This window comes from Aneurinibacillus tyrosinisolvens, from assembly GCF_001015055.1.
In the GTDB taxonomy this organism is placed as follows: Bacteria; Bacillota; Bacilli; order Aneurinibacillales; family Aneurinibacillaceae; genus Aneurinibacillus_A; species Aneurinibacillus_A tyrosinisolvens.
Window position 1 is genome coordinate 1 of the sequence record NZ_BBWZ01000036.1, and the last position, 20,455, is coordinate 20,455.

Below are 20,455 nucleotides of genomic sequence, written 5' to 3' on the forward strand. Positions count from 1 at the left end.
GAGAATTTCATAAAAATTTATGATTGCTACTATAGTGCAGAACAAGTAAAAGCAGAAGCAGAGAAAGTGGAGACAATGGGGGGCTTGTTCTGCTCTCCGGGAGGTTCCGCTGGGTCAGGAAGGCCCGATCGTGTGGACTGCCTTCCCTTTTTTCTAACGTTTTTGACCTTGTGGCCATTTGCTCTACTACTTTAAAGCAACATATAGTTTCCTATACTGTAATAAAAAACCTGGCGGACGCCAGGTTTTTTAAGTGGGGAATTATTTTATGATACCTTCCATCGGGCTGCTCGCCTGTGCATAGCGTTTTTTCGGAATGCGTCCGGCTTCATATCCCAGACGTCCGGCTTTGATTCCGAGCATCATAGCTTCCGCCATTTTTACAGGATCCTGCGCACCCGCAACGGCTGTATTAAGCAGAACACCGTCTGCGCCAAGCTCCATCGCAATGGCAACATCGGATGGGATTCCGATCCCCGCATCGACAATAATCGGTACGGTCGCTTCCTCGATGATGATGCTCAGGTTTAATGGATTTAAAATCCCCTGTCCGCTTCCGATAGGAGAGGCTCCCGGCATAACAGCATGCGCACCGGCTTCCTGCAGCTTGCGGGCCAGTACTGGGTCATCATTCGTATACGGAAGAACGATAAACCCTTCTTCAACCAGAAGCTTCGTTGCTTCAAGTGTAGCGATTGGATCGGGAAGCAAGGTTTTTGTATCAGCAATAACTTCGACTTTAATCATGTCGCACAGGCCGGATGCTTTTGCAAGGCGGGCAATGCGCACCGCTTCTTCTGCATTGCTTGCCCCCGCCGTGTTAGGCAGCAGCTTATATTTCGTTAAATCAAGCTGTTCGAGAAAATTCGGCTGTGCCGGATCATAAACATTCATGCGGCGTACCGCAAAGGTCAAAATTTCTGTTTCAGACACTTCCACGGCACGGCGCTGGATATCAAAGTCAGGAAATTTTCCTGTCCCGAGTAAAAGACGGGACGTAAATTCATATGGGCCAATTCGAAGCATAGTTTATCAACCTCCACCTACAAAGTGTACAAGCTCAATGGTATCGCCTTCACAAAGATTCATATCAAGATGCTGTTCCTTCTGCAAAATCGTGCGGTTCACTTCAACGACGACAATGCGATCCTGAAGGCGCAAATGCTCCAGTAACAACTGCACATTATGTACGGTTTCAGGAACAGTTTGCGTTTCGCCGTTAATCGTCAGGTTCATTCTTTCACCTCCTTCTATTGCGAAACCGGGATGGAATGGCGGATATCTGTAAAGGGTTCCAGCGCTTCTGCTGTTGCTTCTCCACTTAACAGTTGGGCTATTAACTGCCCTGTAATCGGGCTAAGCAAGATCCCATTCCGGAAATGTCCCGCAGCAATCGATACATTGTTATAAGCAGAAAGCCGCCCAAAGTAGGGAAGCCCGTCGGCCGTCTGGGGCCGCAGGCTGGCCCATGTTTTTTCGAGCGGGCAATCTTTTATAACAGGCAGCAAACGAACGGCCTTCGCCATTAGCTGCTGAAGCCCGTCGATAGTCAGGCGGGCATCGAATCCGCAATCTTTCACCGAGGCGCCGACAAGCAGGCGATCACCGGATTTTGGAACGATATAGCATCCGTGTGAATAAATCGTTTTTTCAATCGGATGGGGGATAGAGAGGACGGAAAAAGCTTCTCCTTTTACCGGGAAAATAGGGAGAGAGTGTCCCAGCTGTTTCATAATCTTCCCACTCCAGGCCCCGCCCGCAATAACATACTCATCCGCTTCAAGCTTTCCGGCCGTCGTTTCGATTCCCGTCATTTGTTCTCCCTGGCGGTAAAATTCGATAGCTTCACAGTTCTCGGTAATAGCTGCGCCATGTTTCGCTGCGGCTACCGCGAACGCTTTGGTTAAGTCAGGTGCAGATACCTGGGTATCCTCGGTCAGGAAGAGGGCGCCGACAATTCCATCCGTCACTGCCGGTTCCATGCGGCGAACTTCTTTTGTATCCAGCCACGTGGCCGGGAGTCCCATTGCTGTTTGCCATTCCGCCTGTTTCATAAGCGTACTTTTTTCTTCCTCGGTAAAAGCTACTCGCAGCATGCCCGGTGTTTTTAATTGAATGTCGATGCCGGAAGCGGCGTACAGTTCTTTCTGCAAATCCGGAAACATAAGGCGGCTGCGTAAAGATAAATCAAAGAGCGGCCCCGGCTCCGCAAATTCTACCTGTGCGCCCAGCATACCGCCGGCAGCGCTGGATGCGTGGGCCCCTATCGTGTCTTTTTCGACGAGTGCAACTGACTTGCCTCGCTTTGTCAGCTCGTATGCGATAGAAGTACCGATGACGCCTCCGCCGATAATAACTACATCTTTTTTCTTCATCTTTATCTCCCTCCATTTTCTTCCGTGAACCAGGGGTGAAGTGGTTTTACATAAGCCTCGTCGATGGCTGAGCGGAATTGTTTTGCCGCAAGCTCCGGGTTCCCCGCTTCCATAACGGCTGACATGAGGGCAATGCCCGCACAGCCTGTTGCCAGTGCTTCTGCTGCGTTGGCAGGCGTAATACCGCCAAGCGCGATGACGGGAATGCCCGATGCCTTGACAACGTGCCGGAGAGCGGGCAACCCCCGGGGGGGGAGTCCCGGTTTGGAGTTTGTCGGGAATACATGGCCGAAGAGAAGGTAGTCGGCTCCCCCTCTTTCCGCCTCTACCGCTTCTTCCACGTTATGAACCGAAACTCCTATTTTTTGCGTGTGCACGAGCCGTTTTGCCAGCATGGGCGGAAGGCTGTGGTAAGCCAAATGGATATAACCCGCCTGGACCGCAAGTGCAACATCCAACCGATCATTAATCGACAGCCTGGCAGGCGGCAGGCCTGACTCGTATAAGCAATAAACACTATCTGCCAGTTCGCGGGCGGTGCGTTCTTTTTCCCGCAGGTGAAATACGTCGATATAAGGGTGGATTTTCCTGACCGTACCCGCCACTTTTTCGAGTGGCTGTTTCCCATTGCTGATCACATGAATGACATGCCTGCTCACTTCTTTTCCCTTTCCTTTCTTATCAACTAAAAAAGGCCGGATCCCTTTGATATGGGACCCGGCCGGTATGTATTGGATAAACAAGCACGCCGAACTACTTTCCTACGCTGGTACGAGCCAGATCAGGTCCCAAGAGTCTCGAAACTTCATCGCGTTTCATTCTCAGCACCGGCTCATCGGGCTCCCCCAGTAGTAATCAAATATGAAGTTGTAAGTTTATTATAAGGCAGATAGAGAAAATTTTGAAGAGCGAATTTTTATAGATTGCCGGTTTCCGAGGTAAGATAAGCAGTAAAAGGTATAATTTGTACCGCCTACTTCATTATTTTACACCTGAGAACGGAGGACCGGACAATGAAAACAGAATCGGCTGAGAAAGAGAAGTTTCGCGCGACATGGCTTTATCGCCTTGAAAATAAAGGAAAGATCGTGCTTCGTCCGGCAAGGGAAGAAGACGCAGCTCGAATCACCGAGCGTTTGGCGCATGTAGTGGAAGACGGTATGTTCCTTGAGGAAGAGGAACATACGATGAATACGGCGGCAGAGGAAGTGAAGGCAATCCGCCGTATGAAGGAAGCAGGAAGCATGTACACGGTGGCTGAAGTCGGGGATAAAATCGCCGGTGTTGCCCAGTTGAAGCGGGGAACGCTGGAAATGAGCCGCCACACTGCAAATTTCCGCATCTGGATCGCCCCGAAATTTCAGGGCTACGGTATCGGAACAAAGCTCATGCAGTATACACTGCAGTGGGCCAGGCACCACGGGCTTAAAAAGGTGTGCCTGGATGTATTTGCTGACAACAAACGTGCGATTTCCATGTATAAAAAATACGGATTTGTCATCGAAGGGCACAGGAAGAAGCAGTTTGTATTGGACGGAAAGTATGTCGATGAAATTTTTATGAGCCGGTTTATGTAAAGCCAAAAGGCTTTTCCCCCTTTCCTGCTTTTGGGGAAAAGGGGGTTTTTGTGGTCGAGATGGCAAACTTCGGGTACAATAGAAAGAGTTTGCTTTTTTAGAAAGGAAGAAAAGAATGAATTCATTTAGGGGTTTTAATCTCAAACCGGAAATTCTGCAGGGAATCGCCGATCTGTATTATAAAAAACCAACACCGATTCAGGAAGAGGCCATTCCGCTTGCGCTGAACGGAAAAGATCTGATTGGACAGGCACAGACAGGAACAGGAAAAACCGCAGCCTTCGTTATTCCGATGCTGCAGATGCTGGAAGAGGATAAAAATGACGTCCAGGCTCTCGTTATGACGCCGACACGGGAACTGGCGATTCAAATTACGGATGATATCCGGGAGCTCGGAAAGCATCTGGCAGTCAATGTGCTCTCCCTTCATGGGGGACAGGATATCACACAGCAGATGACGAAGCTCAAAGGGAATGTCCAGATTGTCGTAGGAACGCCGGGCCGTATCCGGGACCACCTGCGCCGTGAAACGCTCCATTTCGGACGGGTGAAAATGCTTATCCTTGATGAAGCCGATAAAATGCTGGAAATGGGCTTTCTGGAAGAGGTAGAAGAAGTGTTTATTCAGACCGCGCAAAAAAAGCAGGTGCTGTTATTTTCCGCTACGATTCCGGATGACGTACGTAAATTGGCCCACCGCTTTATGAACCAGCCGCAAATCATCCGTATTGAGAAAAAACAAATTACGGCGGAGAACACGAAAGAATCCTATTATGTGGTTAATCAGAGCGATAAGGTAGATGTTCTGCTCCGCCTCGTCCAGGAAGCGCATCCGTACCTCGCCGTTGTGTTTGCCAATACAAAGCAGCGCGTGAATGAGCTTGTGCGCAGGCTTCAGGAGAGCGGGATCGAAGCGGAGGCACTGCATGGCGATTTAAGCCAGAAAAAGCGCGAGCAAATTATGGACCAATTCCGGGAAGCGAAGTTCCAGTATCTTGTGGCGACGGATATTGCGGCACGCGGGCTGGACGTCGAGGGCATCACCCACGTTTTTAACTATGACACGCCTTCTGACGTGGAAAGCTATATCCACCGTGTCGGAAGAACGGGGCGCGCCGGGCAGCAGGGGGAGGCGATTTCACTCATTTCCCCGCGGCAGAAAATTATGTTTAACCGCTTTTCGAAAGCGATTAGCGGCGGGGCGGAGGAGAAATTCCTCGGCGGAAGCAAACGTGCGAAGCGCGAACGAAAGCCGAAAGACAACGAGGAAAAACGCACGGCAGACAAAGCGAACGAGAAGGCAGCCGCAGGCTCGTCTGCCCCGGCTGAAGAGAAACGGGCGCCTGGCCGCGCAAAGGCGAAAACGCAACAGGTAAAACCCGGCTATAAGAAAAAAGAAATAATGGAGAAGGAAAAGCAAAAACGCAAGGAGCGCCGCAAAGCGATCGCTGAATCGTATCGCAAGCGGAAGAAATAAGAAGCAAAGCACGTATCGCCCTGAATGTAGGCGGTGCGTGCTTTTTTATTATGGCCTCAGGAGTGAACGAACTGTGCTTCTCATACTGCTCTTCAATAATTTTTAAAGTCATCATAGATTGACAGATTCGTTCATACACTGTAGGGTAAAGACAATAGAATATCTTCAAAGGGGAGTAGCTTTGAAACAGTAGAGTCGTCATTACGGGAACCCCGCAGGACCCCGGCTCTATTGGCAGCATGATAAGTGTTGTGAGCAAGACCTTTGCCAGCTTAGGCGAAGGTCTTTTTGTGTTTTCACCGAAACCCTTCGTCCTTGAGATGGTGATATATCACTATTTATAAGGAGGAGACGAGGATGGAGTTTTTTTCGGCGGAATTTTTCTCGGCACTGTTGTCCATTATTATCATTGATTTGGTACTGGCGGGGGACAATGCAATTGTTATCGGCCTCGCAGCGCGAAACCTGCCACAGGATAAGCAGAAGAGGGCCATTATCTGGGGGACGGTAGGCGCCATTGCCATCCGTGCAATTGCTACTGTATTTGTTGTATGGCTGCTCAAAATTCCAGGCTTGCTTTTTATCGGGGGCGTTGTCCTTACGTGGATCGCCTATAAGCTTCTTATCAGCGAAGAGAATGAGGGGAACATCCAAAGCAGCTCTTCCCTGATCGGAGCGATCAGAACGATTATTGTTGCGGATGTCATGATGGGGCTTGATAACGTGCTCGCTGTTGCCGGAGCTGCTGACGGGCATTTCGCTCTTGTCGTGCTGGGCCTTCTTATCAGCGTTCCGCTTGTTGTATGGGGCAGCCAGATGATTCTTAAGCTGATGGATAAATTCCCGTCGCTCATTTATATTGGCGCGGGTGTGCTGGCGCTGACAGCAGGTAAAATGCTTCTATCGGAAAAGGTGATTGCCCCGTTTTTTGAGCAGTATCCATTGCTTAAGTGGGGAGCGATCGGCATCATTGTCGCCGGTGTTCTTATTGCAGGCAGGATGAAAAAAACGAAGCGATCTACAACAGCAGCCTCTGTGTAAGCAGAGGCTGTATTTTTTATTGGGTAAGAAAGTAGATGTTACTTTATCGATTCTAGGGTAAAATCAAGGTAGCTTGCAGTCATATTATTAGATCTAGAAGGAAAGCGTGCGAACAGAAAGGAAGAGAGTGATGGGGTTGGAAACACTTTCCCGTACCGAAAAATACCGCCGGCGAAAACAGGAAGCAAAAGGAGGACGCATTGCGTTTCGCATCGCCCTGATTGTCGTTTACATACTTTTATTTTATGTTCTCGTTTATTTTGTTAATGTGCCTGTTAACTACGCGATGCGGGTTGGGCTCGAAGTAGGGCTATTGTTTATTAGTGTTATTTTACTCGATGCGTACCTTCAGGCTTTTACAACCATCTCGGCGAAGCAGGTCCAGAAAGCGGAGGGCCAGGCCATCCGGGCTAACCCTTTCATTATCAGTTTATGGGTACTGTCTTTATGCTATCATTTAAGTATTGGGCTGTTGAGTTCGATCTGGCTCCCGGATTGGGTTTACTATGGGGGCTTTCTATTTACGATAGGCCTGCTTTTTGCCACGCTTGTCCATTTTCTTGCTTATTTTGCTTACAATAAAAAGGAAAGAAAATGGCTCGAAGAAGAAATGTATGCGAGTGATCAGCGGAGAGCCTATGAGATGATTCGGGACAACCAGTCCCAGTATTACTGGATAAGGGATGTAATGGAGCGCAACGATGAAGTGCGGCAGATGATGAAGTGGAATCGGTTCGATCATAACCTGGAAGAGCATCTGTATGATTTACAGCCGTATTTTCAACGGACGATTTTTACAAATAAGGACCTGGAAAAAATCGCTGCCATTCAGGCATGGCTGGACAACATGCGCCGCATTATCGAAGAGCATCCGAATTATCAAAACGCAAAAAAACGAACAGGCGATAATTTGTCGCTACGAAGAAGGAGACGAGAAGAGTGAGAACGATTGATTTTCGGAGTGATACGCTGACCAAGCCGACAGACGAAATGCGCCGCCTGATGTATGAAGCTGAAGTCGGGGACGATGTATACGGGGAAGATCCGACTGTCCGAAGGCTTGAGGAACTGGCTGCGGAAACAGTAGGCCATGAGGCCGCTCTGTTCGTAACGAGCGGTACACAGGGAAACCAATTAGCTTTATTATCCTACTGCCGGTCCGGGGAAGAGGTCATTGTGGGAGAGGATTCTCACATTTATTTGTATGAAGGGGCGGCACCTGCTGCGCTTGGTGGGATTCAGCTTCGCCCTGTGGCAGAAACCGAAGGCTGTATGGACCTGGCCGCTGCAGTGAGAGCTATCCGTGACGAAACTGACATTCATCAGCCGCGGACGAGGGTGCTTTGCGTCGAAAACACGCACAACAAGGCGGGTGGCCGGGTGATTCCGGTAGAAAAGATGGAACAATTATACATGCTGGCAAAAAAGCGGGGGCTGTCTGTCCATATGGATGGGGCCCGCCTGTTTAATGCGGTTGTTGCGTCCGGAGCTTCGGCCAAACAGTACGGGCAGTACGTAGATTCTGTTCAATTCTGCCTTTCCAAAGGGCTAAGCGCACCTGTCGGTTCGGTGCTGACAGGAACGAAAGAATTTATCGCCGAAGCACGGCGCTGGCGCAAACGGTTAGGCGGCGGGATGCGCCAGGCCGGAGTCATTGCAGCACCGGGAATTTATGCCCTTGAGAATATGGTGGAGCGCCTGGAAGAGGATCACGCCAATGCCAGAGAATTGGCTGTTCGCTTAAATGAGCTGCCGGGTTTAAAGGTGCAAGCTGAATCAGTGGAGACGAATATTGTAATGTGTGAGATTATAGAAGGCGGGCATTCGGCTGAATCGTTCCGGGACCTGCTATTGGAGAACGGCATTAAAGCGTCTCCGTTTGGTGAAGGGGTTGTCCGTTTCGTAACGAACCGCCATGTTGCGGCAGAAGACATTGAGGAAACGGTCCAGCGTATAAAAAAAGCCCTGCATCGTGCTGTGTTAAGATAATGATTTCTCCTTAAGCAACAAGAATAAAAGACAAAAACCCCGAAGTCGGCTGAATTTGCCCGAATGCGGGGTTTTTGTCTTTTTTTGTTAATTACTTAGAAATGCAAAGCTCCTCCAACTGCATTTATAAACCCCATATCAACCGATTTTATTTTCCAGCCCTCTTCTGTTTTCACTAATTTGATTTCACTATTGTAAGTTGATTTAGGTGTACTGGGGTCTTTTATTGCTCCTTCGATAGCTTGCAGGCCTTTTTTCTCCATTTGTAAATCAGTTTTTCCGGATAAAACCCCCGATACGGCTTCTTTTACCACAGAACCAGCCATTTTTGATGTGCTGGGAACTGTTACTTTAACAGGAACGGCAGCTTTATCTCCATTAATGTCAGGAGAACCTATCTCATAATTTAAATGCTCCAGGTATAGAGTCGCTATCTTATTACCTTCTGGATTAGTCGTTAGTTCCTCTAATCCTTTTTTATCCGCTTGTTTTTGAAGCAGAGAAGAAGCTTGATTAATGTTGCCTTTTTGTAAATCATCAAAAAATGTTTTTACAACCGAATCGGGAGAGGGTCCGTCATTTGTGTCGGTGTTTGTTGTATTTGAACATCCAGCAAAAACAAGGAGTGTTCCTAATAAGGAAAGTATAAGCATCCATCGTTTCTGTACAAGCATATTTTATGGCCTCCTGAAATTTTCTATAGTCAACTTTAACATATTATTCTTACAAAAATCTTAAGTATATAATTAGTGGTCTTTACAACATAAAAAAAGGTACACCACTGTATTGTGGTATACCTTACATCCATTCAGTCATTTTCAACTTCGAAGAATTCGATTTTCCCTGCCTTGTCCGCCCTTATCGTGACAATTACAGGATAGAGCTTGTCAGGCGTTGAAGTGAAAACCTGGCCGGAAAGACGGTACATGGTTTTACCGTTATCAAGCTGGTTTTTCGATTCTAACTTTAAAGAGGAGAGGGAAGGGAGCGCATTTTTTTCCACTTTAGTATCTTTTCTTAGTATACTGGCGAGGAGCTCTTTGTTATTATCGCCGTTTTCCTTTATTAGAGAAGCAATGTTCTTTGATAAAATGTTAACCGCAAATTCAGCAACGGCTTTATCGAGGGAAGAAGCCGCTGGATTTTCGTTTACGCTTTGCCAGTAAGCAAGTGCCTTTTCTTTCTGCCCGGTTTGTTCTTTTATCCACGAGGTGGCTGCTGCTGTTCGTCCGGCAGTGGTTTGTCCGGATTCTGAAATAAGCGATGAACAGCCTGTTCCGCCAAAAATGAGGGTCGCTCCGAGAAGGATGGCTGCATATCGGTGTTTCTTCATTCCTGCATGTTCCTTTCCGTATATAAAGTTGAGGAGAATGTTCATCTCACGCACGTTCTTTATACATTTAAACGATCCATTCGTCCATTTGTTGCGCTGGGAGCAGGAAGTCATGCAGCCGGACGGGCATAAAACACCCAGAGAAAGCTGAGTGCCTGGCGGAGTTCAATCGAGAGCTGCGCTGTCATGTCGTCTGTAACCCCGCGCTTATAAACACCCTCCTGGTGGATAATACAGTACCCATTCTCTTCGAGCAGACGGCCGCATTCCCACGGCATCAGTGTATTGCACACAACCTCATCCCCGTACAAGCGCCGATAGCTGTGCTGGCGCGGCGCCGCAGTGGGGCCCAGAATACCGAGGGCAAGCATACCATCCGGCATTAAAATTCCCTTGAACTGATGCAAAATTTGCAGGGGTGACTGTACCCATTCAATTACATTGATGGCCATAATGGCCTGAAAGCTGCTTTCTTCAAAGGGGAGATTCATAAGGTCTGCTTTTGTAAATGACAAAGCTAAATCGTCCTTCATTCTTTCCTTCGCCCGTTCGACCATTTGTTCTGCAATATCCACACCGACAACTTCGTAGCCCTTCTCCGCGAGCAGCAGGCTTCCATATCCGTCCCCGCAGCCCGCATCAAGAACCGGTCCTTTTTGCGGATTAAGAAACGGGGTAAAGACGGGAAGAATCGCTTTTCTGCTTCCTGTATCCCACATTTCCTGGCTGTTGGCCTGCCAGTTATCAGATATCCTGTTCCAATGTTTTTCGCATGCTGTATGCCAGTCAAATTTCATAGGAACCCCCCAGCTTTTCTTTTTATCTTATCAGAAAAGTCTGCTGAAGGATCGGAAGGATTTTTCTGTCTTTTTCCTGGATATGATAAAAACAGTTATAGTTAAAAAAACCTTCCTAGGCATAAATAAATCGGGTAAAGTTAAACGTATAGAATAAAATAGCGTAAAAAAAGTACGAAACAATAGTGCGAGGCGAGAATATTGCAGAATACAAACAAAAAAGAATGGGGCAAGCTGGCCAGGCACTGCGCGAAGGAAGCGGGAAAGCTGATTACGCGCATGCTTGAACAACCGCTCGAGGTTATGTGCAAGACATCGGCGTCTGATCTCGTTACGTCGGTGGACAGAGCCGTTGAAAAATTAGTCATGGATACAATTCTTGAGGCGTACCCTGACCATGGAATTCTCGGAGAAGAAGGATTATTTGCGGAGGATATTTCCCGGTTTGATACCGTCTGGGTTGTCGATCCAATCGACGGCACAACAAATTTTGTTCACCAGCAGCAGAATTACTGTATATCCATTGCGGTTTGCCATCAGGGTAGGTGTGAAGCGGCTGTCGTATACGATCCGACGAGAGAGGAGCTGTTCTACGCGGAGAGAGAAGCCGGAGCTTTTCTTAATGACGTTCCCCTTGCAGCACACCGGACAATGACAATGGAGCAGGCCTTGCTTTCAAGCAGCATTTTCTGGAACAGCAGAGCGATGGAGAGCGGATTATCGGAGAAGGTCCAGCAGCTTGCGCGGGCGTCGAGAGGAATGAGAGTGTACGGGGTGGCGGCACTTGAACTCGCGTACGTGGCTGCCGGCCGGCTTGACGCCTACATCAGCATGTCATTAAATCCGTGGGATTATGCGGGCGGGAAATTGCTCATAGAAGAATCGGGGGCACGGGTTACGCGCCTGAACGGTGAGCCCATTCCGTTTGGTGAAAAAAGCAGCATTCTCGCTGCTAATCCCGCAATTTATGATTCTTTGCTTGATTTTTTGAAGCCGGATTGAGTATAATCAAAACGTTAGACGTTGTTATGTGGGAAAACCAACGTAAAAAATACCACCGGAGTATTGAACCTAGATCCCCTGGTGAAGGGGATTTTTTTATTTTCCGGAATGGTATTCACCATGCATACGACAGGAGTGAAACAATGTCCGGATTTGAAATTCCACAGAGAGTACAGCGGCTTCATGAAGACATTCAGCCGCGGGAGCTGCGCTATCATAAGCGGCGGGTTGCTGTGACAAAGGAGTTCACCTTCGACTCCGCCCACCACTTGCATCTATATGAAGGGAAGTGTAAAAGCCTGCATGGCCATACATACAGGCTTGTTGTCACCGTAAGCGGTTTTGTAAATGAAATCGGGATTTGTGTTGATTTCTCCGCCATTAAGGAGATTTATGAGGAGGCGATCAAGTCTCGTCTCGACCACAGGTATTTGAACGAAGCGCTGCCGCCGATGAATACGACCGCCGAAAATATGATCGTCTGGATATGGGAAGAATTAGATAAGAAACTTGAAGAATATAAGCTTACATCGCAAGGAGCCCGCCTGGAGGAACTTGTTCTATATGAAACACCGACGAGCTATGCTACGTTGAAGAGAGAATGGATGGAAGAGAATGATTGATACAGCAAGCTTTACGGCTGATTTGCGCCTGCCGATGGTCGAGATTTTTGAAACCGTGGAAGGCGAAGGAAAGATGGCCGGTTATCCTGCTACATTTGTCCGGGTATTTAACTGCAATCTCCGGTGTACGTGGTGTGATACGAAATACAGCTATGCACCTGAAAAGCCGGCTTTTACAGAGAGTATTTCCTGCATCCTGGATAAAGTGCAGGAATACGGCAACGGTGTCATCTGCTTAACAGGAGGGGAACCCCTCATGCACGGCGACAGGTCGCTTGCACTTGTCTACTACCTTGCACAACTCGAAAATGTGTGGGACATTCATATCGAAACGAACGGGGCTGTTGATCTGCGTCCCTTCCTTTCACTGTGCGAGCAGGATGGGCAGGTCAATCAGAAGGTTCGTTTTGTCATGGATTACAAGCTGCCAGGCAGCGGCGAAACTGACAAAATGCACCTTCCGAATCTGCAGATGCTCAGAGAGCAGGACGAGTTGAAATTCGTTGTGCGGGATACGGAAGATTTCCTGTTTGCACTCGGGACACTTGAGAAGCATCCAACAAAAGCAGCCGTATTGTTCAGCCCAGTCTGGGAAACGATGCCGCCGGCGAAGCTTGTTGCGCTTCTACTGCACCATCGCCCGCAACAGGGAAAAGCAAGGCTGAACATGCAGATTCATAAGGTCATTTGGGACCCGGAGATGCGCGGCGTATGAGGAGGCAAAGACAATGAAGAAAAAAGCAGTGGTTGTTCTTAGCGGCGGCCTGGATAGCACCACCTGTATGGGAATTGCGAAAGAGGCCGGGTATGAAGCATACCCGCTTACTTTTTATTATGGACAGCGGCACAACAAGGAAGTAGAGCAGGCAAAAAAAATTGCCGCTTATTATAAAGTTCCTGAGCACCGGATTGTTCATCTTGATTTCTTAAAGGAAATTGGCGGCAGCGCATTAACGGACGAGTCAATAGAGGTACCTGTACAGAATCACGCGGAGGGTGGGGATGAAATTCCCTCCACGTATGTACCGGCCCGCAATCTTATTTTTCTCTCACTTGCAAGCGCATATGCAGAAGTTATCGGGGCAGAAGTAATTTATATCGGGGTCAGTGCTGTGGATTACAGCGGGTATCCCGATTGCCGGCCCGCGTTCATTGAGTCAATGAGTGAGACGGTACAGCTTGCTACGAAAGCCGGTGTAAAAGGGGCAGGCCTTCGCATTGAGGCTCCGCTTCAGCACCTGTCTAAGAAAGAAACAATTGAATACGGCCTCCGGCTCGGAGTGCCCTATGAATTGAGCACATCCTGCTACCAGGGCGGGGAAGAAGCCTGTGGAGTATGCGATAGCTGCCGGTTACGCCTGAAAGGGTTTGAAGATGCCGGGGCCGTCGATCCGATTGCGTATGTAAATCAATCATAAAATCAAAGGGGAATGAAAAAAATGAGCCATGCTGAACACGATTATGAAAAATACACAAAGATTCGGTTTGATACACAGGACATGTCTGCTATTATGGAACATATTCTTGATACCATCCCATATGAATATGCCGGGAAGAAGACAGAGGTAGTAATTCCCACAACTGAATTTACATCGGTTTGTCCATGGTCCGGACTGCCTGATTTTGCCGATATCAAAATTACATTAATTCCGAATGAGAAACTAATTGAGATGAAATCGCTCAAGTTCTATCTGACTTCATACCGCAATGTCGGGATTTACCAGGAGCATGCGACAAATAAAATTCTGGAAGACCTTGTGAAAGTGGCCGATCCCTTATATATGAAGGTGGAGGCGTTGTGGAATGCACGTGGTGGACTTGGAACCGAAGTTGTTGTAGAATATCGTAAGGAAGGGTATGAAGGGTAGCTGCTGACTGATGGACGAAATCAGAACTGTTTCAGATGTGCAAGCACTGTTGCGACGCTTCGGTATTGTTATTTACATGGGAGACAGATTAAGCGACTATGAGATGTGGGAAGACGAACTGCGTGAATTGTACCAGGAGAAACTCATAGAACTGGGAGAATTCAGTGCAGCTATGAACGTATTGAAACAGGCGAGGAATGCCTACCTTGATATATGATAGACGAAGAGCCTGCAGGAAGGCTCTTTTTTCATTTTAATAAGCCATTGGAATGAATGGGTAATAATCGGGGTAGGTGTAAAGTACCTGTAACTTTTTTAATTTCGTATTAGTATTATTATTGTGTAATGATCCTTCTGCACATTTTAGGGGGTTAGACGGTAAAATGGACAACAATATGTCAAGAAAAACCGCGAATCAGAAAAAGGGGAGGCGCAAGAGAGGGCCCTGGAAGCTTATCCTTCTGCTGTCAGCTCTTTTCTTTTTGCTGACAATTGGTGGGTGTTCCGCTCTCTATATGGCGGGGAACCAGCTTATCGATGAAAATAAACTCCACGCTAAGCAGTCATCCACTGTATATGATATCAAAGGGAATGAAATTGCGAAGCTTTCCTCAGAGGATCGCCAGAACGTGACGATTGATAAAATACCGAAGCAGGTAGTTGAGGCTTTTGTCGCAACAGAGGATAATCGTTTCTACGAACACAACGGTGTCGATCCCATCTCCATCGGCCGTGCCATTGTAAAAGACATCGTTACCCGCAGCAAGGCGGAAGGCGCCAGTACAATTACCCAGCAGCTAGCCCGTAATATCTTCCTGTCGAATGACAAGACATTTATGAGAAAAACAAAAGAAGTGATGATTGCCCTCAATCTGGAACGGAAATTTTCCAAAGATCAGATTATGGAGATGTATTTAAACAACTTCTACGCAGGGCATGGGGTTTTTGGTGTTCAGGCAGCTTCCAAATACTACTTCGGCAAACCGGTCGATCAGCTTTCCCTTTCGGAAGGAGCTGTTCTTGCCGCGCTTCCGAAGGCGCCGAACACGTATTCCCCGATAAATAATCCTGATAAGTCGCTGGAAAGAAGAAACCTTGTCCTGTCTCTTATGAATAAGAACGGCTATATTTCTCAGCAACAGGTGGAACAAGCAACAAAGGATAAAATCAAACTTGCTGATCGTAGCGGTAAAGATAAGAAAAGCAACAAAGCGGCATACCAGGCTTACGTTGATTATGTTGCCCAGGAAGCGGAAAATGAACTCGGCATTAAAGGCGACGAATTATATCTTGGCGGGTATAAGATCTATACGTACCTGGATCAGGATGCCCAAAATGCAATGTTCAAAAAATACCAAAATGACGGTAATTTCCCAAAAAACGCATCCGATAACAAAAAAGTTGAGTCCGCCATGGTTATCATGGAAGCAAAAACAGGCGGGATTAGCGCCATGGTGGGCGGCAGGGACTATGTGAAAGGAAACTTGAACCTTGCCAAAGGGCGCCGCCAGCCCGGTTCAACCATTAAACCATTAGTCGATTATACACCAGCACTGGAGCAGGGCTGGACACCGGATACACCCGTAAAAGATGAAAGGACATCATACGGGAAATGGACGCCTAAAAACTTCAGCGGTGAAGGTTATTTGGGAAGCACGACGATGAGGCGTGCTCTCATCGACTCAAGAAATGCCGCCGCAGTCTGGACGCTGAACCAGGTCGGTCTTAAAACAGGCGTTAGCTATTTGCAGAAATTCGGCATCCCGTTAACCGATGCCGACCGTTCACACCTTGCGATCGCTCTGGGCGGTATGGAATATGGGGTGACACCCATTCAGATGGCGCAGGCGTATTCCTCCTTTGCCAACGAAGGACAAATGAATCAGGCACATGCGATTAAGAACATCACAACAGCAGACGGCAGCGTCGTTGTAGAAGAAAAACCAAACCCAGCCCAGGTTGTCAGCCCGCAGACAGCGTATTATATGACAGATATGCTCCAGGGTGTTGTAAGTGAAGGGACCGGGAGAGCGGCACAGTTTGGGCGTCCGGTTGCCGGGAAAACAGGGACCCACCAGTACGATCCGGTTCCAGGTTCAAACAAAGATGTGTGGTTTGTAGGCTATACACCGGACTATGTTGGAGCAGTCTGGATGGGCTTTGACAAAACAGATAAACAGCACAACATCAAGTCAACGGGGGGCGCTTACCCTGCCAGAATGTTTGCCGCTGTTATGTCTGAGGCGCTGCGAAATAAAGAAGTGAAAGACTTTAGCGTGCCACGGGGAATACAGCGGCCCCAGCCTCCCGCTGCTTCTCTTCCAGGGATAAGCGACTTATCCGCTACAGTAGACCAAAGTGGATCTAAAGTGCAGATCAACTGGTCGGGGAACGGGGATAATCGGGTGAGTTATCGATTGTATCGTTTCCTTGGCTCGCCGCAAAATAAACAGCTTATTACTGACTCAAACGCAACAAGCTTTACGGATAGCTTTGATCCGAACCAGTTGTATTCCTATGTGGTTGTTCCTTATAATACGGATACACAGCAAGAAGGAAGTATGTCAAACATTGCTACAACAACGGTTCCGAATGGGCAGACCCAGCAGAATCCAAACAATCCGAATCCGAATCCGAATGGACAGAATGGACAGGATCCAAACAATCCGAACCCGAATGGACAGAACGGGCAGGATCCGAACAATCCGAACCTGAATGGACAGAACGGACAGGATCCAAATAATCCGAATCCGAATGGACAGAACGGACAGGATCCAAACAATTCGAACCCAGGTAATCCGGATTCGAATAACCCGAATCCGGCGGATTCGAACGGGCAAAACCCGGCGACAGGCGGAACCGATAATACGGGCGGACAGACGAACGGCAACACAAATCGAAGAAATGGCGGGGCTGCAAATCCCGGTGCAACACAGGGAACAGGAACTACAAACGGCGGGACAACCGTTCCGTCTGGAAATGGAACTACAGTTAACCCGTAAGTTTCTCTCGCAAGTCGGCATAGATTTGTTATAATAGGTAAAAGAGGAGATAAGGAGGGTTTGAAATGACCACCAGTCGAGATATGTCCCGATTTTTTGAAGAACAAATTGTTGCTGCGAAAAACCATTTTGAGCGCACTGTCGATTGTAAGCATACCGAATTCGATGATTTGTACCCATATATGAACGAGCACCCTCAATTTTTCTGGTATAAACGTTATGTTGCCTGGCAGGAACTGCTGACGATTACCCGCCTGGCTAAAGAGCTGGAAATCGAATGGAAGCACCTGTTTACCCAGCTGCAGGCCACTTATGTAGAGTGTAAAGTTCTTGAAGCACGAGTGCTTGATAACTGGTTTGAGAACGACAAGCAGGAGCTCCAGGAGGAAGAAGTCGGCGCTGACGAATAAGTAGAGGGCGTTGAAATAATAAATCGAACTGGGGAAGAGAGCGGTTGCTCTCTTCTTTTTTTTGGTATACTTTAAAAAATAGCGCCGGATGAAAAGGAGAGAAAGATGAATTTACCGCATGCGTTTCAGCAACGAATGAAGGAGCGGCTGGGCAGTGAATACGAACTGTTTATTGCTTCATATGAAGAAGCGCGCCAGCAAGGCCTCCGGGTTAATGAACTGAAAATGGCCGCCCAGGAGTTCATGAAAAAATCACGCTGGGAATTAACACCCATCCCGTGGACGGAGAACGGTTTTTATTATGGGGAAGGATTTCGTCCTGCGAAGCATCCTTACTATCATGCGGGTCTTTATTACATACAGGAACCGAGCGCGATGTCGCCTGCCGCTGTTCTGGCTCCGCTCCCCGGAGAAAAGGTGCTCGATTTGTGTGCCGCTCCGGGCGGGAAGACGACGCAGTTTGCGTCTTTTATGAATGGGACGGGCGTTCTTGTAACGAATGACAACAATCCAAACCGGGTAAAAGCGCTCGTAAAAAATGTAGAATTATACGGACTTACAAACACAATCGTCACGAATGAAACACCTGACCGGCTGGCGGCCATATTCCCGGAATATTTTGACCGTATTCTGGTGGACGCGCCCTGTTCGGGAGAGGGGATGTTCCGCAAAGAGCCGGACATGGTGAAGGTGTGGAGCGAACAGGCAATTGAGACGTGCTGCGGAATGCAGCGCCCGATCCTGCAGGACGCTGCACGCATGCTAAGGCCCGGGGGATTCCTGCTGTATTCCACCTGCACGTTTGCTCCGGAGGAAAACGAGCAGATGATTGCCGGGTTTTTACATGCACACCCTGATTTTGAGGCGGTGCAGATTCCTCTATATGAGGGGTGGCAGCACGGGAGACCGGAGTGGACAGACGAGCCGGCGCGCAATGAAGCGGTTAGGCGTACGGTAAGGCTATGGCCTCACCGCGTAAGAGGGGAAGGGCATTATCTCGCTCTTCTGCAGAGAAAGGAGACCGGGGCACCGCAGCGGACCGGGACACTGGCTAATCGGGGAACGAGCAGCAAAGAACTGACTGATTTTTATGCCTTTGTGGATGAGGTGCTCCCCGGATGGAAAGGACTTGAGAATGCCGAAAGACAACTGACGTTCCATGATGACCGGGTTTTCCTTTCCCCCGTTCAAGTGCCTGGGCTTCATTCGCTTCGTATCACCCGTCAGGGGTGGCTGCTTGGGACGATAAAGAAAAAGCGCTTCGAGCCTTCCCAGGCTTTTGCTATGGGACTTAAAATGGAAGATGCAGCCCGGGTTGTAAACTTTGCATCTGACGAAGAGGATGTCATCCGCTACCTAAAGGGAGAGACCATTCTTCGCAAAATCGACCGCGGCTGGACTCTCGTCTGTGTAGACGGGTTTCCCATCGGATGGGCGAAAGGAACGGAAAACATGATGAAAAATGCGTATCCTGCCGGCTGGCGCTGGGTAGATGGCGCCGGCTCGTGAAGGCGGATATGATGAATGGGGTGGATAGAAGTGAGACTGGATAAATTACTTGCCAATATGGGATATGGAACGCGCAAAGAGATTAAGAAATTTTGCAAAAGCGGGGCGGTCAAGGTAGACGGAAAACCCGTGAAAGACAGCAGTATTCACGTGGACCCTGACTCGCAGGAGGTTGAAATCCATGGGGAGATTGTACAGTATAGGGAGTTTGTTTATTTGATGATGAACAAGCCGCAGGGGGTCGTTTCTGCGACGGAAGATTTAGTCGACGAAACGGTCGTTGATTTGCTCGACCCCGAGTTTTACGCATTTGAAGTGTTTCCTGTGGGGCGCCTCGATAAAGATACCGAAGGATTGCTGCTTTTAACGAATGATGGAAAGCTTGCGCACGAACTGCTTTCCCCTAAAAAGCACGTTCCAAAAAAATACTTTGCCATTGTAAATGGGCGCGTAACCGAAGAAGACGTAGAAAAATTCGGCAAGGGTGTGACACTTGACGACGGATATGAAACACTTCCGGCTCAACTGACGGTGCTCGCCCAGGGAAGTATCTCTGAAATTGAGCTCGTTATTTATGAAGGAAAGTATCACCAGGTAAAGCGGATGTTTGAGTCGGTAGGCAAAAAAGTGACGTTTTTAAAACGGTTATCGATGGGTGCACTGCAGCTCGATGAGGACCTTGAGCTAGGTGAATATCGTGAATTGACGGAGGAAGAGCTGGAATTCCTTAGAGGATAAGAAAGCATCGCGAGGCCATGCCCGCGATGTTTTTCTTATTGTTTTTTTATTCCGTAAAGCAGAATATCAACCATGCTCTTTATGTTTTCTTCTTCGTTCTGTTCATTAAACTCGTCCGGAAAGGCACGGGTGAAGAAGAGGTGGCCGAGTAAGGCAGAAAAGATGGCGCGAAGAATATGCTCGACGGGCAAATCGCGAAACTCGCCTTTCTCAATGCGTTGCCGCACGAATAAATCAGCAAGGCCTCTTGCTTTTTCGGCAACGTTTGTTAAGAGCGCGTCCATAATTTCCGGGTGAAACTGCGCTTCCTGGATAATAATTCTCATGCGCGGCCAGTTCTGCCGGACAAGCTCCAGGCGGTTCCGGTACAGGTTCTCAATAATTTTGTCCGCAGGCAAATCCGCATCCATAATCCTCTTAACATCTTTTAAAATTAAAGGGGAAGCGAACTTAATGAGCATAGGGGCAATGAGGGCGTACAATAAATCCTTCTTTGTTTTAAAATGCCGAAAAATGGTTCCTTCAGCCACCCCGGCATCTCTGGCAATTTCACTCGTCGAACTACCATGGAACCCCTTCTCCGCAAACAGTTTGATAGCTGATTCGAGGATACGGCGCTGTTTTTCCGTCATCTGGTCTTCATCCTTAAGGGAATTAAGCATTTCCCGTATCGCCTCGTCAAATATAGGCTCCTTTGAGTTCTCCATCTGTATG

General features: G+C 48.2%; 24 protein-coding genes and 1 riboswitch. Of the genes, 16 read left to right on the forward strand and 8 right to left on the reverse strand.

Annotated features, from left to right (window positions below; translation table 11 throughout):
• The coding region (locus tag MBEAL2_RS33140) for a hypothetical protein (RefSeq protein ID WP_047154415.1) at positions 1-195 on the forward strand (195 nt) is incomplete at its 5' end.
• Positions 196-261: 66 nt separating this feature from the next.
• Here the strand turns inward: MBEAL2_RS33140 and MBEAL2_RS22115 are convergent.
• From MBEAL2_RS22115 to MBEAL2_RS22130, 4 genes are all read right to left on the reverse strand, one after another.
• Positions 262-1,026 (reverse strand): thiazole synthase, encoded by a 765-nt coding sequence (locus tag MBEAL2_RS22115; RefSeq protein ID WP_047154416.1) that lies wholly within the window; start codon positions 1,024-1,026, stop codon positions 262-264.
• A 6-nt stretch (positions 1,027-1,032) separates the two neighbouring features.
• Positions 1,033-1,236 carry a sulfur carrier protein ThiS gene (gene thiS / locus MBEAL2_RS22120; protein WP_047154417.1) on the reverse strand — a complete coding sequence of 68 codons (204 nt, stop codon included), beginning with the start codon at positions 1,234-1,236 and terminating at the stop codon, positions 1,033-1,035.
• Between the two features lie 14 nt (positions 1,237-1,250).
• The gene (thiO, locus tag MBEAL2_RS22125; RefSeq protein ID WP_047154418.1) at positions 1,251-2,375 is read right to left on the reverse strand and encodes a glycine oxidase ThiO; all 1,125 of its coding nucleotides are present in this window, start codon (positions 2,373-2,375) and stop codon (positions 1,251-1,253) included.
• Between the two features lie 2 nt (positions 2,376-2,377).
• The gene (locus tag MBEAL2_RS22130; RefSeq protein WP_052947914.1) at positions 2,378-3,118 is read right to left on the reverse strand and encodes a thiamine phosphate synthase; all 741 of its coding nucleotides are present in this window, start codon (positions 3,116-3,118) and stop codon (positions 2,378-2,380) included.
• Positions 3,117-3,232, reverse strand: a riboswitch (TPP riboswitch). (Overlaps the previous gene by 2 nt.)
• 156 nt (positions 3,233-3,388) lie before the next feature.
• On the opposite strand from MBEAL2_RS22130, the gene MBEAL2_RS22135 reads away from it, so the two are divergent.
• From MBEAL2_RS22135 to ltaE, 5 genes are all read left to right on the forward strand, one after another.
• Positions 3,389-3,952, forward strand: coding sequence for a GNAT family N-acetyltransferase (locus MBEAL2_RS22135; RefSeq protein ID WP_047154419.1), 564 nt, complete (start codon positions 3,389-3,391; stop codon positions 3,950-3,952).
• 115 nt (positions 3,953-4,067) lie between these two features.
• Complete coding sequence (locus MBEAL2_RS22140; RefSeq protein ID WP_047154420.1) at positions 4,068-5,429, forward strand: DEAD/DEAH box helicase; 1,362 nt, start codon at positions 4,068-4,070, stop codon at positions 5,427-5,429.
• Positions 5,430-5,786: 357 nt separating this feature from the next.
• Positions 5,787-6,470 (forward strand): TerC family protein, encoded by a 684-nt coding sequence (locus tag MBEAL2_RS22145; protein ID WP_047154421.1) that lies wholly within the window; start codon positions 5,787-5,789, stop codon positions 6,468-6,470.
• A gap of 130 nt (positions 6,471-6,600) precedes the next feature.
• The gene (locus MBEAL2_RS22150) at positions 6,601-7,413 is read left to right on the forward strand and encodes a UbiA prenyltransferase family protein (RefSeq protein WP_047154422.1); all 813 of its coding nucleotides are present in this window, start codon (positions 6,601-6,603) and stop codon (positions 7,411-7,413) included.
• Positions 7,410-8,459 carry a low-specificity L-threonine aldolase gene (gene ltaE / locus MBEAL2_RS22155; RefSeq protein ID WP_082130096.1) on the forward strand — a complete coding sequence of 350 codons (1,050 nt, stop codon included), beginning with the start codon at positions 7,410-7,412 and terminating at the stop codon, positions 8,457-8,459. Before MBEAL2_RS22150 ends, ltaE begins: the two co-directional genes overlap by 4 nt.
• A gap of 95 nt (positions 8,460-8,554) precedes the next feature.
• Here ltaE and MBEAL2_RS22160 read toward each other — a convergent pair whose 3' ends face one another.
• From MBEAL2_RS22160 to MBEAL2_RS22170, 3 genes are all read right to left on the reverse strand, one after another.
• Positions 8,555-9,133 (reverse strand): DUF4878 domain-containing protein, encoded by a 579-nt coding sequence (locus tag MBEAL2_RS22160; RefSeq protein ID WP_047154423.1) that lies wholly within the window; start codon positions 9,131-9,133, stop codon positions 8,555-8,557.
• Positions 9,134-9,267: 134 nt separating this feature from the next.
• Complete coding sequence (locus MBEAL2_RS22165) at positions 9,268-9,792, reverse strand: hypothetical protein (RefSeq protein WP_152667890.1); 525 nt, start codon at positions 9,790-9,792, stop codon at positions 9,268-9,270.
• Between the two features lie 110 nt (positions 9,793-9,902).
• Entirely contained in the window at positions 9,903-10,589 is a 687-nt protein-coding gene (locus tag MBEAL2_RS22170; RefSeq protein ID WP_047154425.1) for a class I SAM-dependent methyltransferase, read from the reverse strand.
• Between the two features lie 201 nt (positions 10,590-10,790).
• Between MBEAL2_RS22170 and MBEAL2_RS22175 the strand changes: the two genes are divergently transcribed.
• The 10 genes from MBEAL2_RS22175 (at position 10,791) to MBEAL2_RS22220 (ending at position 19,741) form a co-directional block, all read left to right on the forward strand.
• Entirely contained in the window at positions 10,791-11,591 is an 801-nt protein-coding gene (locus tag MBEAL2_RS22175; protein WP_047154426.1) for an inositol monophosphatase family protein, read from the forward strand.
• Positions 11,592-11,734: 143 nt separating this feature from the next.
• The gene (queD, locus tag MBEAL2_RS22180; protein ID WP_047154427.1) at positions 11,735-12,214 is read left to right on the forward strand and encodes a 6-carboxytetrahydropterin synthase QueD; all 480 of its coding nucleotides are present in this window, start codon (positions 11,735-11,737) and stop codon (positions 12,212-12,214) included.
• The gene (locus MBEAL2_RS22185; RefSeq protein WP_047154428.1) at positions 12,207-12,929 is read left to right on the forward strand and encodes a 7-carboxy-7-deazaguanine synthase QueE; all 723 of its coding nucleotides are present in this window, start codon (positions 12,207-12,209) and stop codon (positions 12,927-12,929) included. The genes queD and MBEAL2_RS22185 overlap by 8 nt, the downstream gene beginning before the upstream one ends.
• A 13-nt stretch (positions 12,930-12,942) precedes the next feature.
• Positions 12,943-13,632, forward strand: coding sequence for a 7-cyano-7-deazaguanine synthase QueC (gene queC / locus MBEAL2_RS22190; protein WP_047154429.1), 690 nt, complete (start codon positions 12,943-12,945; stop codon positions 13,630-13,632).
• Positions 13,633-13,653: 21 nt separating this feature from the next.
• Positions 13,654-14,082, forward strand: a complete 429-nt coding sequence (queF, locus tag MBEAL2_RS22195) for a preQ(1) synthase (RefSeq protein WP_047154430.1) — start codon at positions 13,654-13,656, stop codon at positions 14,080-14,082.
• Between the two features lie 10 nt (positions 14,083-14,092).
• On the forward strand, positions 14,093-14,299 hold the full coding sequence (locus MBEAL2_RS22200) for a YqgQ family protein (RefSeq protein ID WP_439644900.1): 207 nt from the start codon (positions 14,093-14,095) through the stop codon (positions 14,297-14,299).
• Between the two features lie 166 nt (positions 14,300-14,465).
• The gene (locus tag MBEAL2_RS22205) at positions 14,466-17,084 is read left to right on the forward strand and encodes a transglycosylase domain-containing protein (protein WP_052947915.1); all 2,619 of its coding nucleotides are present in this window, start codon (positions 14,466-14,468) and stop codon (positions 17,082-17,084) included.
• A 65-nt stretch (positions 17,085-17,149) separates the two neighbouring features.
• Positions 17,150-17,494 (forward strand): hypothetical protein, encoded by a 345-nt coding sequence (locus MBEAL2_RS22210; protein WP_047154431.1) that lies wholly within the window; start codon positions 17,150-17,152, stop codon positions 17,492-17,494.
• A 105-nt stretch (positions 17,495-17,599) separates the two neighbouring features.
• Positions 17,600-19,003, forward strand: coding sequence for an RsmF rRNA methyltransferase first C-terminal domain-containing protein (locus MBEAL2_RS22215; RefSeq protein ID WP_047154432.1), 1,404 nt, complete (start codon positions 17,600-17,602; stop codon positions 19,001-19,003).
• Between the two features lie 30 nt (positions 19,004-19,033).
• On the forward strand, positions 19,034-19,741 hold the full coding sequence (locus tag MBEAL2_RS22220) for a pseudouridine synthase (protein WP_047154459.1): 708 nt from the start codon (positions 19,034-19,036) through the stop codon (positions 19,739-19,741).
• A 35-nt stretch (positions 19,742-19,776) separates the two neighbouring features.
• Here the strand turns inward: MBEAL2_RS22220 and MBEAL2_RS22225 are convergent, their stop codons facing one another.
• Positions 19,777-20,448: a TetR/AcrR family transcriptional regulator gene (locus tag MBEAL2_RS22225; RefSeq protein ID WP_047154433.1), complete on the reverse strand. Its 672-nt coding sequence runs from the start codon at positions 20,446-20,448 to the stop codon at positions 19,777-19,779.
• Positions 20,449-20,455: the final 7 nt, after the last annotated feature.

Excerpts from the sequence above, each read along its gene's own strand:
- MBEAL2_RS22215 (WP_047154432.1), top strand. The coding sequence starts at position 17,600 with ATGAATTTACCGCATGCGTTTCAGCAACGAATGAAGGAGCGGCTGGGC.
- MBEAL2_RS22145 (WP_047154421.1), top strand. The coding sequence starts at position 5,787 with ATGGAGTTTTTTTCGGCGGAATTTTTCTCGGCACTGTTGTCCATTATT.
- MBEAL2_RS22150 (WP_047154422.1), top strand. The coding sequence starts at position 6,601 with ATGGGGTTGGAAACACTTTCCCGTACCGAAAAATACCGCCGGCGAAAA.
- MBEAL2_RS22140 (WP_047154420.1), top strand. The coding sequence starts at position 4,068 with ATGAATTCATTTAGGGGTTTTAATCTCAAACCGGAAATTCTGCAGGGA.
- MBEAL2_RS22200 (WP_439644900.1), top strand. The coding sequence starts at position 14,093 with ATGGACGAAATCAGAACTGTTTCAGATGTGCAAGCACTGTTGCGACGC.
- thiO (WP_047154418.1), bottom strand. The coding sequence starts at position 2,375 with ATGAAGAAAAAAGATGTAGTTATTATCGGCGGAGGCGTCATCGGTACT.
- MBEAL2_RS22225 (WP_047154433.1), bottom strand. The coding sequence starts at position 20,448 with ATGGAGAACTCAAAGGAGCCTATATTTGACGAGGCGATACGGGAAATG.
- MBEAL2_RS22115 (WP_047154416.1), bottom strand. The coding sequence starts at position 1,026 with ATGCTTCGAATTGGCCCATATGAATTTACGTCCCGTCTTTTACTCGGG.
- MBEAL2_RS22210 (WP_047154431.1), top strand. The coding sequence starts at position 17,150 with ATGACCACCAGTCGAGATATGTCCCGATTTTTTGAAGAACAAATTGTT.
- queD (WP_047154427.1), top strand. The coding sequence starts at position 11,735 with ATGTCCGGATTTGAAATTCCACAGAGAGTACAGCGGCTTCATGAAGAC.
- MBEAL2_RS22165 (WP_152667890.1), bottom strand. The coding sequence starts at position 9,792 with ATGAAGAAACACCGATATGCAGCCATCCTTCTCGGAGCGACCCTCATT.
- MBEAL2_RS22185 (WP_047154428.1), top strand. The coding sequence starts at position 12,207 with ATGATTGATACAGCAAGCTTTACGGCTGATTTGCGCCTGCCGATGGTC.
- MBEAL2_RS22205 (WP_052947915.1), top strand. The coding sequence starts at position 14,466 with ATGGACAACAATATGTCAAGAAAAACCGCGAATCAGAAAAAGGGGAGG.
- thiS (WP_047154417.1), bottom strand. The coding sequence starts at position 1,236 with ATGAACCTGACGATTAACGGCGAAACGCAAACTGTTCCTGAAACCGTA.
- queF (WP_047154430.1), top strand. The coding sequence starts at position 13,654 with ATGAGCCATGCTGAACACGATTATGAAAAATACACAAAGATTCGGTTT.
- queC (WP_047154429.1), top strand. The coding sequence starts at position 12,943 with ATGAAGAAAAAAGCAGTGGTTGTTCTTAGCGGCGGCCTGGATAGCACC.
- MBEAL2_RS22135 (WP_047154419.1), top strand. The coding sequence starts at position 3,389 with ATGAAAACAGAATCGGCTGAGAAAGAGAAGTTTCGCGCGACATGGCTT.
- MBEAL2_RS22170 (WP_047154425.1), bottom strand. The coding sequence starts at position 10,589 with ATGAAATTTGACTGGCATACAGCATGCGAAAAACATTGGAACAGGATA.
- MBEAL2_RS22160 (WP_047154423.1), bottom strand. The coding sequence starts at position 9,133 with ATGCTTGTACAGAAACGATGGATGCTTATACTTTCCTTATTAGGAACA.